Raw genomic sequence first — 12081 nt, 5'->3', positions numbered from 1 at the left:
TGACGTCAGTGTGAAGACGGGTTCAGCCCGTAGCGCCGGGCGATGTCGTCCATCCAGTCCGGTGACCCGTAGGTCAGCCCGCATTTGTCCGCCAGCTCACCAAGTTCGCGGAAGTAGTTCTCGAATCCGCCGGGGGTGTCCCACATAGTCGCCCTCACCCGGCTGCACGACCGTGACCCCGATTTGCTTAGCGCCATCGCTCATGTGCGCTACCTCCTCGCGGTGCCGGCTATTCGGGCCAGGTGTTGCCCATGATGATGTCGACGAAATCGGCGCGGGCGAACGTCGGGTCGAAGTGTTGCAGCACATCGGCATTCACCGTGCCGAAGGTGCTGTCCGGCCGGTGCTTCATCCCGTCGTTGAACGCAGCCAGGATCCGCCGCTTGAAATCCGGTCGCGGGTGGGCGGCGGTGACCGCGGCGAGCGCTTCGGGGGAAAGGTCGTCGCGGCCGATGCCCAGCACGTCGGTCTCCACACCCGCGGTGACACAGGCGATCTCGGGCGCCAGAAACTCGGGCACGCCGGGTGTGGTGTGTAGGGCGATGCTCAGCCACACCTTGTCGGCGCCGGCCTCATCGACGCCATGCCGCAGCAGGAACTCGCGCGCCGCATTGGCGCCGTCGACCTCGAAGCGTAGGGTCGAGCCGCGGTAGCGCTGGGTGAGACCCAGGTCGTGGAACATCGCCCCGGCGTAGAGCAGCTCCAGGTCCGGCTGCAGTCCGCGGCGCCGAGCCTGCAGCGCGCCGAACAAAAAGACCCGGCGCGAATGGTCGAACAGCAGGTCGTCTTCGGCGTCGCGGATGTAGTCGGTGATCCCGCGCGCCAGGTCGGTGTCGGGTATCGCGATGCCGGCGATGGTTTCCGTTGACCCGATGGTCATGGTGGTGTCTCCCTTCAGCCCACGGCGGCCAGGCCGGCCGTCTCGGTTTGAGGAGACCACAGCGGTTGCGGCACCTCGGCACCGCGTTGGGTGTTTCCCCCGTTGGGCGCGCGGACGGCCGCATCGAGGATGCGCGCCTGCACGTCCGGTGGAACCGGGTCCGGCCGCAACCGCCGCATCATCCTGGTGGTGTCCAACTCCTCGTGGATGTCCATCAGTCTGCTCCTTTCCGCTATTCGGGCCAACCGCTGTTGAAATGCTGTCGACGAGGTTCCCCCGCGTCAGGGCGGGGTCGATGCGCGCCTGGCCCGGATTCGGTAGCACCGAAAGCCTGCGGCGGGTGTTCATCGACCACCTCGGCGTCTCACCGAAGGCCTACCGGGCGAGATTCCGCACGGCATCGCGCGGTTGAGACCTTCCGGCATACTGTTCCGCCATGCACATCGACGTGATGACGGTCCCCCAACCGCTGGACAAGATCGGTGGTCTGGCCCGTCGAACCCAGGCCGCCGGGTTCTCCGGGCNCCGCGCCCGCCGCGATGGCCTGCGCCCAGTGCGCGCCGACCGCGGCCAGCACCGTGGTCAGCGTGGCGGCGACAACCCCGAGGACCCCCGGCACCGGCATGCGCCGGTCACCGTAGCGATGCACGCGTCCCGTCACCGCGACCAGGGCATCGTCGTCCACCAGCGCCAACGCCGGTCGCATCACCATCGCGCAGAACACGTCGGTGCCGTAGACCACCGCGGTGCCCAACACCGCCAGCAGTACGGCGGCGCGGGTGACGTCGTCCAAAGCCATGTTGCAACTCCCCTCACTCGCAAGTGCTAGCAACGCTAACCCTGGGGCGGCCCCGCGTCAATAGCGTTGCTAGATTTTCTAGCCATGATACCGTTAGGCATGGCCATCGAGGATCGTCGCGAACGCGAACGGGCCGCCCGCCGGCAGCTGATCATCGGAACCGCGCGCAAGCTGGCCGAGGCCGAGGGCTGGGAGGCCGTCACCACCCGTCGGTTGTCCACCGAGATCGAGTACAGCCAGCCGGTGTTGTACAAGCACTTCGCCGGCATGGATCAAATCGCCGACGCCGTCGCGCTCGACGGGTTCGCCGAACTCGCCGAGGCGATCCGCGCCGCCCACGCCGACACCGCCGCGGCCGGTGACACCCTGACCCGGATTGCCCACGCCTACCTGGATTTCGCCCGCGACAACCCGGCCGTCTACGACGCCATGTTCACCCGCGCGACCACCCTGCGGTTCGCCGCCGAGGACACACCGCCTCAGCTGACGGCGGCCTTCGCGGCGTTGCATCGAGCGGTCGCCATGGTCGCCGACGAACAGGACACCGACACCCTCACCGAGGTTTTCTGGGCGGCGCTGCACGGGCTGGTCACCCTCGGCCGCACCGGGCGCCTGCGCCCGACCCACGACTCGGAGCGGCTCCGACTGCTCGTCAGCGAGTTCACCGGAAAACCGAAGTAGGCAGAAAAATGGCTCCCGGAGTTTCCTCCGGGAGCCATTTCACCTGGTAGCGGGGACAGGATTCGAACCTGCGACCTCTGGGTTATGAGCCCAGCGAGCTACCGAGCTGCTCCACCCCGCGTTGGTAAATGACAGGTTACCGAACCCGCGTCGCGGCGGCCAAATCGCCGCCTGACCAGTGCCTTTTTCAGCGGCGGACGCGCGCGGTCAGTGCGCCGAGGCACCGGAAGTCGCCCACGGGTTGCAGGCCCACCATCAACCGCCCGTNGCCGCGCCCGGCCTCGAGCTGTCCACCGGGGTCGCGGTGGCCTTCCCGCGCAGCCCCTTCGTCACGGCCGCCACCGCCTGGGAACTGCAGGAGTCGACCGGCGGGAAGTTCCGGCTGGGCCTCGGCACGCAGGTGCGTACGCACGTGGTGCGGCGCTACGGGATGGCCTTCGAGCGGCCCGGTCCGCGGCTGCGCGACTACGTGCGCGCCGTCAAGTCGTGTTTCGCCGCGTTCCGAACGGGCAAGCTCGAGCATCACGGCGAGTTCTACGACCTGGACTTCATCACCCCGCAGTGGAGCGCCGGACCCATCGATGCGCCCGACCCGAAAGTCGATGTGGCGGCGGTGAATCCGTGGATGTTGCGGATGGCCGGCGAAGTCGCCGACGGCGTGCACGTCCACCCGCTCGGCGAGCCCGGCTACCTGGCCCGTCACGTCGTGCCCAACGTCGCGAAGGGAGCCGCGAAGGCCGGGCGCTCCCCGTCGGAGATCGCCATGATCGTGCCGGCGATGACGATCGTCGGCGACAGCGACGAAGAGCGCGACAGCGAACGGGAGTCGGTGCGGGCCAGCATGTCCTTTTACGGCAGCACACCCAATTACGCGTTCATCTGGGACGAGGCGGGATTCGAGGGCACGACGGCCCGCATCCGGGAAAAGCAGAAGGCCGGGGATTTCGCCGGCATGGCGGCCCAGATCACCGACGAGCACATCGCCGCCTTCGCCACGGAGTCGACGTGGGACGGGTTGGCCGACGCGCTGAAAAAGAAGTACGCGGGGGTCGCGACGCGGCTGGTGCTGTACAACGCTTTTGGAGCGCTGGGCGACCGCGAGCGCTTCGAGCGCTACGGCGAGGTCGCCCGCCGGCTACAGGGGTGAGTGCGCGCGTGGCGAGCGTGCGCAGAATGCCGAGGTTTACGGCGTGTCGCCGTACAGACACGCTCCCCCGCAAGCGGGTGGGGGTCCCCCCTCTGGGGGAGTGCCCCCAGCTCGCGGCGAAGGAGGCTACTTCGTGGCGTTGTACTTGTTGATCGCGTCGTCCAGCCGCTGCAGCGCGGCGCCGTNTGGCGGCCGGGGCCGGGGCTGCGCCGGGCTCGGTGGGCTGGATCCCGGTCGCGGTCGCGCCCGCACCGGGCCCGAACAGCCCGTTGAGGGCGTCGCTCACGGTGGGGCCGTAGCCGATCTTGTCGTTGTACATCATCGCCACCCGGATCAGCCGCGGGTACGACGACGCCGCGTCGCTGGCCCCAGGCGAGGCGTAGACGGGCTCGACGTAGAGCAGGCCGCCCTGGCCCACCGGCAGGGTGAGCAGGTTGCCCCAGCGGATCCGGTTCTGGTTGTCGCGCCCGATCACGCCGAGGTCCTGGGAGACCGCCGGGTCGGTGGTGATGGCGTTGTTGGCCAGCTTCGGGCCGTTGACCTGACCCGGGATGGTCAGCACGGTGATCCGGCCGTACGTCGCCGGGTCCGAGCTGGCGCTGATGTAGGCCGCCAGGTAGTCGCGCTTGAACCTGTTCATCGCGCTGATCAACTGGTATGAGGCCGAATTGTCGTTCTTTGCAATGTTTTTCGCGACGATGTAATAGGGCGGCTGATAGCTGCTGGCGGTGGGGTTCGGGTCAAGCGGCACGTCCCAGAAATCGGACGTGGAGAAGAACGTCACCGGGTCGTTGACGTGGTACTTGGCCAGCAGCATCCGCTGAACCTTGAACAGGTCCTCGGGGTAACGCAGGTGCTCGGCAAGCTCGGGGGTGATGTCGCTCTTGGGCTTGACGGTTCCGGGGAACACCTTCATCCACGCCTTCAGCACCGGATCCTGTTCGTCCTGCTGATACAGCGTGACGGTCCCGTCATAGGCATCCACGGTGGCCTTCACCGAGTTTCGGATGTAGGACACCTTCTTGTCCGGCGCCAGCCGGTTGAACGCCACCTCGGTGGAGTCGGCGGTGGCCGATTCCAGGGACGTCAACTCCGAGTAGGGGTAGTTGTCCAGGGTGGTGTAGCCGTCGATGATCCACACCAGCCGCTTGTTGACGATCGCCGGGTACACGGCACTGTCGGTCGTCAGCCACGGCGCCACCGCCTCCACCCGACGCGCCGGATCGCGGTTGAACAGGATCTTGCTGTTGGAGCCGATCACGTTGGAGAACAAGAAGTTTCGCTCGGCGAACTTGGCGGCGAACACGCTGCGGGACAACCAGTCGCCGACCGGCACTCCCCCGAGCCCGGTGTAGGTGTAGTTCTTGGTTTCGGTGCTGGTCTCGTAGTCGTATTCGCGGTCGGTGCCGTTGCGGCCCACGATCGCGTAGTCGGCGGAGGTGTTGGAGATGACCGGTCCGTAGTAGATGCGCGGCTGATCCAGCGGCGCGGGCCCGTCGGACACGATGCTGCCGTTGGCGCCGACGACGTTGGCCAGGAATTCGGGATAGCCGCCGTTTTGGTTGGGGTCGTTGGCGATTCCGCGCACCGTGTTGGCCGGCGACGCGATGAAGCCGTTGCCGTGGGTGTAGACGGTGTGCCGGTTGATCCAGTCCCGCTGGTTGTCGATCAGCCGGTCGGGGTTGAGTTCCCGGGCGGCGACGACGTAGTCGCGCAGCGCCCCGTTGCGGTCCAGGTACCGGTCGATGGAGAGCTGGTCGGGGAAGTAGTAGAAGTTCTTGCCCTGCTGGAACTGGGTGAACGCCGGGCTGACGATGGTGGGGTCCAGCAGCCGGATGTTGGAGGTGGTTGCCCGGTCGGCCGCGACCTGCTGCGCGGTGGCCTGCCCGTCGCCGCTGTAGTTGCGGTAGCTGACCTGGTCGGACGTCAGGCCGTAGGCCTGCCGCGTCGCGGCGATGCTGCGGCTGATGTATTCGCTTTCCTTTTGCGCCGCATTCGGTCTGACGCTGATCTGCTCGACGATCAACGGCCACCCGGCCCCCACGATCAACGACGACAGCAGCAACAGCACCAGGCCGATCGCCGGAATCCGCAAGTCGCGCAGGGCGATTGCGGAGAACACCGCGGCCGCGCAGATCACCGCGATCGCCATCAGGATCAGCTTCGCCGGCAGCACCGCGTTGATGTCGGTGTACCCGGCACCGGTGAACGGCTTGCCGCCGCGGGTGTGCGACAGCAGCTCGTAGCGGTCCAGCCAATAGGCGACGGCCTTGAGCAGCACCAGCAGCCCGACCAGGGTCACCAGCTGGATCCGCGCCGAGCGGCTCAGCGCCCCGGTGCGGCCGGACAGCCGGATGCCGCCAAAGATGTAGTGCGACAGCACGTTCGCCAGCAAGGCCAGGAACACCGCCACGAACATGTAGCTGAGCAGCAGCCGGTAGAACGGCAGGTCGAACGCGTAGAAGCCGAGATCCTTGCCGAACTGCGGATCCCTGATGCCGAAGTTTTCGCCGTGCAGGAAGAGCTGGACCCGCACCCAGTAGCTCTGCGCGATGATGCCCGCCAGCAGGCCCACCGCTACCGGGATGCCGATGCCCACCACCCGCAGCCGCGACACCACGACGGCGCGGTAGCGCGCCACGGGATCGTTGTTGTTGCTCGGCACGAACACCGGCCGGGTGCGATAGCCCACCGCGAGCCCGGCGAACACGATCCCGCCCACCAGCAGGCCGGCGACCAGAAAGACCACCATGCGGGTGACCAGCACGGTGGTGAACACCGAGCGGTAGCCGAGTTCACCGAACCACAGCCAGTCGACGTAGGCGTCGATCAGCCGCGGGCCGGCGAGCAGCAAAACGATCACACCCAGTGCGATCAGGATCAGAATCCGGCTGCGCCGAGTCAGCTTCGGCATCCGTGCGGTGGGCCGCATCCCCACTGGCTACGCTCCCTGATCGTTATGGCTGGGCTGGTGAAATTCTGGGATTTCTAGATCACAACTGTACGCATCTCGCGCGGCCGCCCGGCCGGGCTAGCAACTGGGCGGCTGACCCCCCGACGTGATCGCGTGCAGCGCGTCCACCGCCTGGCTGAGGGTCTCCACCTTCACCAAGCGCAGGCCGGACGGATTGTCCGAGGTCGCCTCGTAGCAATTCTTGGCCGGCACCAGGAACACCGTGGCCCCGGCCGCGTGTGCGGCGACCATCTTGTGGGTGATCCCGCCGATCTGGCCCACCTTGCCGTCGACGGAGATGGTGCCGGTTCCCGCGATGAACTTCGAACCGGCCAGGTCACCGGTGGTGAGCTTGTCGACGACCGCCAGGCTGAACATCAGCCCCGCCGACGGACCGCCCACGTTGGCAAGGTTGAAGTCGACGGTGAACGGCGCCCACGGCGCGTCGAGCACCGCCACGCCCATGAAGCCGTAGTCACGATCCTTGTTCGTTCCCAGCGTGATTTGCGCCACCCCGGCGGGCTCGTTCTTGCGGCGATAGTCGATCGTCACCACCTGACCGGGTTTGGTGTTCTTCAGATAGCCCGTGAACTGCTCGACGCTGGCGACCGGCGTGCCGTTGACCGCGTCGATGGCGTCACCGGACTTCAGCTTGCCCGCCGACGGCCCGGGGTCGGTGACCGTCGCGACCGTCACCGCGACCGGGTACTTCAGGTATCCCAGGGCGGCGTACTCGGCGCTGTCCTCCGACTGCTTGAAGTCGGCGTTGTTGGCCTTATCGACCTCGTCCCGCGATTTGCCCGGCGGGTAGACGAGATCGCGCGGTACCAGCTGTTCCTGCCCCGACAGCCACAGCGTCAGCGCTTCGCCCAGGCTCAGCTCGTCGCGCTGGGACACCGTCGTCATGTTGAGGTGTCCGGTCGTCGGGTGCGTCACCGTGCCCTCGATCGCCACCACCTGCTTGCCGTCGACCTCACCGAGCGTGTCGAACGTCGGACCGGGCCCGAGCGACACGAACGGCACCGTCACCACCGCGAGCAGCACGCCGAAAACGACGATCGGCACCAGTGCGACGAGCAGGGTCAGGATCCGCCTGTTCACGCCGCTTACCCTAACCGGATCCCGGCGCTGCATCGTTCAGCTACGAGCGTGACCCGAGATCGCACGCCGCGTTGAAGCGGTGAGTACCGTTAGCGATATGCCTGACGTGCCTTTCGGCTTCTCCTCCGGCGAGGACCCGGAGCACGAGAAGCGCGGGAAGAAAGACCCCGATTCCGGCTCGGGGGCGTCCGACCCGTTGGGCGCCTTCGGCCTGAGCGGCGATTTCGGCATGGGCGATTTGGGCCAGATCTTCACCCAGCTGGGCCAGATGTTCAGCAGCGCGGGCACCGTCGCGACCGGGGGCAAGGCGTCGGGACCGGTCAACTACGAGCTGGCCCGACGGGTCGCGTCCAGCTCGATCGGGTTCGTCGCACCCATCCCCGCCTCGACGACCAAGGCGATCGCCGATGCGGTCCACCTCGCCGAGACCTGGCTGGACGGCGCGACGGCGCTGCCCGCCGGCACGTCGAAGGCGATGGGGTGGACCCCCACCGACTGGGTCGACAACACGCTTCAGACCTGGAAGCGGCTCTGCGATCCGATGGCCGAGCAGATCGCGACGGTGTGGGCGTCGTCGTTGCCGGACGAGGCCAAGAGCATGGCGGGTCCGCTGCTGGCGATGATGTCGCAGATGGGCGGCATGGCCTTCGGCTCGCAGCTGGGCCAGGCGCTGGGCCGGCTGTCGCGTGAGGTGTTGACCTCGACCGACATCGGGCTGCCGCTCGGCCCCAAGGGCATCGCCGCGATACTGCCCGACGCGCTCGAATCGTTCGCCGCCGGGCTCGAGCAGCCGCGCAGCGAGATCCTGACCTTCCTGGCCGCCCGCGAGGCCGCACACCACCGGCTGTTCAGCCACGTGCCGTGGCTGTCCAGTCAATTGCTGGGGGCGGTCGAGGCCTACGCCCGGGGCATGAAGATCGACATGAGCGGGATCGAGGAGCTGGCGCGCGACTTCAATCCGGCGTCGCTGTCCGATCCGGCGGCCATCGAGAGCCTGCTCGGCCAGGGCGTTTTCGAGCCGAAGGCCACCCCGGAGCAGCAGCAGGCGCTGGAGCGGCTCGAGACCCTGCTGGCACTGATCGACGGCTGGGTGCAGGTGGTGGTCACCGCGGCCCTCGGCGATCGGATTCCCNGCGGTCCATGCGGTCTCCCACGCCCCTCTCCGAGTTGCGGCGGCACGCCGTCGACCGCGGCTTGCAGGACGGCCAGGGCCTGGCCAGCCTCGTCGCGCAGCTGGTGGGCGCGGGCGTCGCGACCGAATGCCGGCGGCCCCGCGGGCGGGCGGCGTCGATCCGGATCCACGGCCGGGGTCCGCTGACCGAGCTGCTCGTGGAGGCGTTGCGGTGCTCGGGGGCCCGCATCGCGCACAGCAGCCAGCCGCACGCCGCGGTGTCGCCCGACGCGGTGGACCTGGTGGTGCTGTCGGATTACCTGATCGCCGACCCGCGCATGGTGCGCGACCTGCACGGCCGGGGCGTCCCGCACCTTCCGGTTCGGGTGCGGGACGGTACCGGCCTGGTGGGCCCGCTGGTCATCCCCGGCGTGACCAGTTGCCTGGGCTGCGCCGACCTGCACCGCAGCGACCGCGACGCCTCGTGGCCGGCCATCGCCGCCCAGCTGCGCGACACCGTCGGGGTGGCCGACCGGGCCACGCTGCTCGCGACGGCGGCGCTGGCGCTCAGCCAGGTGAACCGGGTGATCGCGGCGGTGCGCGGGCAGCAGGCCGTGCCCGATCCCACGCCGCCGCCGGCGCTGAACGCCACGCTGGAGTTCGACCTCAACGCGGGCACGATCGTCGCGCGGCAATGGACCAAGCACCCGCTGTGCCCGTGCTGAGCTACCCGAGCCGTCCCTGTTCCGGGACGCACGCCGAGACCGACGCGTACGCCCTGGCGAGTTCCTCCAGGATCTCGGCGGTCAGGGTGCCATCCTTGCGGTTCTTATCCAGCGTTTCGATGATCGCCCTGAACAGGGCGTCGGCGGCGTCGTGCTGCGCTTGCTTTGCTGCCATGGCTTTCTCCCGTACCACCCTTCCGATGCGTGTTTGGTGCCAGGGACAACCTATGGCCGGATCGACCGCGCGGCGCGCCGACCGTCATGGATGATGGATGTGTGTCAGACATCAAGCGCGGCCGTGCTGCGCGCAACGCGAAGCTGGCCAGCATTCCCGTCGGCTTCGCCGGTCGGGCGGCGCTCGGCTTCGGCAAACGGTTGACGGGCAAGTCGAAGGACGAAGTCCAGGCCGAGATGCTGGAGAAGGCCGCCAACCAGTTGTTCACCGTGCTCGGTGAGCTCAAGGGCGGGGCGATGAAAGTCGGCCAGGCCCTGTCGGTGATGGAGGCCGCCATCCCCGAGGACTACGGCGAGCCCTACCGCGAGGCGCTGACCAAGCTGCAGAAGGACGCCCCGCCGCTGCCCGCGGCCAAGGTGCACCGCGTGCTCGACGCCCAGCTGGGCACCAAGTGGCGGGAGCGGTTCAGCTCGTTCGACGACACCCCGGTGGCGTCGGCCAGCATCGGCCAGGTGCACAAGGCGGTGTGGGCCGACGGCCGCGAGGTCGCCGTGAAGATCCAGTACCCGGGCGCCGACGAGGCGCTGCGCGCCGACCTCAAGACCATGCAGCGCATGGTCGGCGTGCTCAAGCAGCTCTCGCCGGGCGCGGACGTCCAGGGCGTGGTCGACGAACTGGTCGAGCGCACCGAGATGGAACTCGACTACCGGCTGGAGGCCGACAACCAGCGCAAGTTCGCCAAGGCGTATCACGACAGCCCGCACTTCCTGGTGCCGCACGTCGTGGCCAGCGCGCCCAAGGTGGTGGTCCAGGAGTGGATCGAAGGGATCCACATGGCGGAGATCATCCGCAACGGAACCACCGAGCAGCGCGACCTGATCGGCACCCGCCTGCTCGAGCTCACCTTCGACGCGCCCCGCCGGCTGGAAATGCTGCACGGCGACGCCCACCCCGGGAACTTCATGCTGATGCCCGACGGCCGGATGGGCGTCATCGACTTCGGTGCCGTCGCGCCCCTGCCCGGCGGCTACCCCGTCGAGCTGGGCATGACGATCCGGTTGGCCCGCGACAAGAACTACGACCTGCTGTTGCCGACGATGGAGAAGGTCGGCTTCATCCAGAAGGGCCAGCAGGTCTCGGTGCGCGACATCGACGAGATGCTGCGCCAGTACGTCGAGCCCATCGAGGTCGACGTCTTCCACTACACGCGCAAGTGGCTGCAGAAGATGACCGTGGTGCAGATCGATCGGTCGGTGTCGCAGATCAAGACGGCCCGGCAGATGGACCTGCCGCCCAAGCTGGCGATCCCGATGCGCGTCATCGCCTCGGTGGCCGCGATCCTGTGCCAGCTGGACGCGCATGTGCCGATCAAGGCGCTGTCGGAGGAACTGATCCCCGGTTTCGCCGAGCCCGACACCGCGGTCGTCTAGGCGGCTCTCTGGCGCCGCGAGGGTGCAACTACCGACGGTCCCTCTCGGCAGACGCGTCGGCAGTTGCACTTTCGCGGCTTAGGTTTCCGAGTTTTTTCTAGGCGGCGACGGCGTCCTTGCGGGGACGCCCCCGCGGGCGCTTGCGGCTCACGATCGAGCCGCGCTCGAAGATCTCGCCGCCCCACACGCCCCACGGTTCGGCCCGTTCCAGCGCCGCGGCCAGGCACTGCCGGCGCACTGGGCAGGCCGCGCACAGCGCCTTGGCGCGCTCGAGGTCGGCCGGGGCCTCGGCGAACCACAGGTCGGGATCGTCGACGTGACAAGGCAACTCCGGCAGCGTCGGTCTTCGGACGGGCAATGCCGACATGTCCTGCTCACCTGCTTCCTGGTCGGGTGGTTGTCCTTCGTGATCCAGACCAGGTTGGGAGGCGCTCGACCCAAATAACTGTGGCCACGGATCCTGCTGACTTCGGGTCCGTGGCCCTCTTCAACGGGGGCTAGCTAGGTATGGCCCCCAGGCACGGACGCGTCGGTCGCGGCGGCGACACGGTGCTTGACCGCTGCCGCCGGCACGGCGGCGTGGGAGGTGGCCGCGGTGAGCACCGCGGCGGCCACGCCTACACCGAACGCGTTGGTGATCATCGTGGCGACCCTTCTCTCAGCTGGCAGCAATGTGCGGTTTCGAGGGTAAAGGGTAGCGGCCCGTCCCCACAACCGATTTTCTGACCTGCGGTTTTTACTCAGCGGGCCGCGCGGACCAGCTCCAGGACGTCGGGCCCGTACTGTTCGAGCTTGCGCGCACCGATGCCCGGGATCGCGATCAGCGCCGATTCGTCGCCGGGCAGCAGCTCGGCGATCGCGATCAGGGTGTTGTCGCTGAAGACGACGTACGCGGGTACCTTCTGTTCCTTGGCCACGTCCAGCCGCCAGGCCTTGAGCCGCAGCAACAACTCCTCGTCGATGTCGGCCGCGCACGTCTCGCACCGCCGCAGCATGATGGCCGCCGGGGTGGTCAGGCTGTTGTTGCAGATCCGGCAGCGCGTCGCGGCGCCCCGGGCGCGCCGGGACTTGGCCGGCGC

9 protein-coding genes, 1 tRNA gene and 7 pseudogenes are annotated in these 12081 nt (G+C 68.1%); 6 read left to right on the top strand and 11 right to left on the bottom strand.

Translation table 11 applies throughout. From position 1 onward, the window contains the following. Nucleotides 1–5: 5 nt before the first annotated feature. The 3 genes and pseudogenes from BN4348_RS32550 to BN4348_RS32540 all read right to left on the bottom strand — a co-directional run. Nucleotides 6–146 (bottom strand): hypothetical protein, encoded by a 141-nt coding sequence (locus BN4348_RS32550; RefSeq protein ID WP_235852623.1) that lies wholly within the window; start codon nt 144–146, stop codon nt 6–8. Nucleotides 147–229: 83 nt separating this feature from the next. Further along, the gene (locus tag BN4348_RS32545; protein ID WP_066908404.1) at nt 230–880 is read right to left on the bottom strand and encodes an HD domain-containing protein; all 651 of its coding nucleotides are present in this window, start codon (nt 878–880) and stop codon (nt 230–232) included. A gap of 83 nt (nt 881–963) precedes the next feature. Next, a pseudogene (locus BN4348_RS32540) lies at nt 964–1095 on the bottom strand (nitroreductase family protein); the annotation flags it as partial. A gap of 95 nt (nt 1096–1190) precedes the next feature. Here BN4348_RS32540 and BN4348_RS61040 point away from each other — a divergent pair. Beyond that, a pseudogene (locus BN4348_RS61040) lies at nt 1191–1292 on the top strand (AraC family transcriptional regulator); the annotation flags it as partial. Between the two features lie 105 nt (nt 1293–1397). Here the strand turns inward: BN4348_RS61040 and BN4348_RS62660 are convergent. Beyond that, a pseudogene (locus tag BN4348_RS62660) lies at nt 1398–1679 on the bottom strand (DUF1772 domain-containing protein); the annotation flags it as partial. Nucleotides 1680–1778: 99 nt separating this feature from the next. On the opposite strand from BN4348_RS62660, the gene BN4348_RS32525 reads away from it, so the two are divergent. Next, the gene (locus tag BN4348_RS32525; RefSeq protein WP_066908397.1) at nt 1779–2360 is read left to right on the top strand and encodes a TetR/AcrR family transcriptional regulator; all 582 of its coding nucleotides are present in this window, start codon (nt 1779–1781) and stop codon (nt 2358–2360) included. A 44-nt stretch (nt 2361–2404) separates the two neighbouring features. Here the strand turns inward: BN4348_RS32525 and BN4348_RS32520 are convergent. Further along, nucleotides 2405–2481 (bottom strand) — tRNA-Met (locus tag BN4348_RS32520). A 147-nt stretch (nt 2482–2628) separates the two neighbouring features. On the opposite strand from BN4348_RS32520, the pseudogene BN4348_RS32515 reads away from it, so the two are divergent. Beyond that, a pseudogene (locus tag BN4348_RS32515) lies at nt 2629–3507 on the top strand (TIGR03617 family F420-dependent LLM class oxidoreductase); the annotation flags it as partial. A gap of 187 nt (nt 3508–3694) precedes the next feature. Here the strand turns inward: BN4348_RS32515 and BN4348_RS32510 are convergent. Continuing rightward, nucleotides 3695–6445 (bottom strand): annotated as a pseudogene (locus tag BN4348_RS32510) (UPF0182 family protein); the annotation flags it as partial. A 93-nt stretch (nt 6446–6538) separates the two neighbouring features. After that, nucleotides 6539–7561 carry a YlbL family protein gene (locus BN4348_RS32505; protein WP_066908391.1) on the bottom strand — a complete coding sequence of 341 codons (1023 nt, stop codon included), beginning with the start codon at nt 7559–7561 and terminating at the stop codon, nt 6539–6541. A gap of 97 nt (nt 7562–7658) precedes the next feature. On the opposite strand from BN4348_RS32505, the pseudogene BN4348_RS32500 reads away from it, so the two are divergent. Both BN4348_RS32500 and BN4348_RS32495 read left to right on the top strand, forming a co-directional pair. Further along, nucleotides 7659–8693, top strand: a pseudogene (locus tag BN4348_RS32500) (zinc-dependent metalloprotease); the annotation flags it as partial. A gap of 2 nt (nt 8694–8695) precedes the next feature. Beyond that, nucleotides 8696–9397, top strand: a pseudogene (locus BN4348_RS32495) (TOMM precursor leader peptide-binding protein); the annotation flags it as partial. A gap of 1 nt (nt 9398) precedes the next feature. Here BN4348_RS32495 and BN4348_RS60320 read toward each other — a convergent pair. After that, entirely contained in the window at nt 9399–9572 is a 174-nt protein-coding gene (locus BN4348_RS60320; RefSeq protein WP_096866053.1) for a hypothetical protein, read from the bottom strand. A gap of 86 nt (nt 9573–9658) precedes the next feature. Here BN4348_RS60320 and BN4348_RS32485 point away from each other — a divergent pair, with 86 nt between their 5' ends. After that, complete coding sequence (locus tag BN4348_RS32485) at nt 9659–11002, top strand: macrolide-binding ATPase MABP-1 (protein WP_066908388.1); 1344 nt, start codon at nt 9659–9661, stop codon at nt 11000–11002. A 97-nt stretch (nt 11003–11099) separates the two neighbouring features. On the opposite strand, the gene BN4348_RS32480 is transcribed toward BN4348_RS32485, so the two are convergent. The 3 genes from BN4348_RS32480 to BN4348_RS32475 form a co-directional block, all read right to left on the bottom strand. After that, nucleotides 11100–11369, bottom strand: a complete 270-nt coding sequence (locus BN4348_RS32480; RefSeq protein WP_066908385.1) for a WhiB family transcriptional regulator — start codon at nt 11367–11369, stop codon at nt 11100–11102. A gap of 134 nt (nt 11370–11503) precedes the next feature. Then, complete coding sequence (locus tag BN4348_RS60315) at nt 11504–11644, bottom strand: hypothetical protein (RefSeq protein WP_167670436.1); 141 nt, start codon at nt 11642–11644, stop codon at nt 11504–11506. Nucleotides 11645–11742: 98 nt separating this feature from the next. Continuing rightward, nucleotides 11743–12081, bottom strand: a 339-nt coding sequence (locus BN4348_RS32475) for an HRDC domain-containing protein (protein ID WP_211145647.1), incomplete at its 5' end; no start/stop codon positions are given.

The sequence above is a fragment of the Mycobacterium interjectum genome (assembly GCF_900078675.2).
GTDB lineage: Bacteria > Actinomycetota > Actinomycetes > Mycobacteriales > Mycobacteriaceae > Mycobacterium > Mycobacterium interjectum.
The sequence above is the reverse complement of the archived record's forward strand: the minus strand, read 5'-3'. Positions and strand labels throughout refer to the sequence as shown.

Bases quoted from the DNA above. Each gene is read 5' to 3' on its own strand.
- BN4348_RS32550 (WP_235852623.1), bottom strand. From the start codon at position 146: ATGTGGGACACCCCCGGCGGATTCGAGAACTACTTCCGCGAACTTGGT.
- BN4348_RS32545 (WP_066908404.1), bottom strand. From the start codon at position 880: ATGACCATCGGGTCAACGGAAACCATCGCCGGCATCGCGATACCCGAC.
- BN4348_RS32525 (WP_066908397.1), top strand. From the start codon at position 1,779: ATGGCCATCGAGGATCGTCGCGAACGCGAACGGGCCGCCCGCCGGCAG.
- BN4348_RS60320 (WP_096866053.1), bottom strand. From the start codon at position 9,572: ATGGCAGCAAAGCAAGCGCAGCACGACGCCGCCGACGCCCTGTTCAGG.
- BN4348_RS32485 (WP_066908388.1), top strand. From the start codon at position 9,659: ATGGATGATGGATGTGTGTCAGACATCAAGCGCGGCCGTGCTGCGCGC.
- BN4348_RS32480 (WP_066908385.1), bottom strand. From the start codon at position 11,369: ATGTCGGCATTGCCCGTCCGAAGACCGACGCTGCCGGAGTTGCCTTGT.
- BN4348_RS60315 (WP_167670436.1), bottom strand. From the start codon at position 11,644: ATGATCACCAACGCGTTCGGTGTAGGCGTGGCCGCCGCGGTGCTCACC.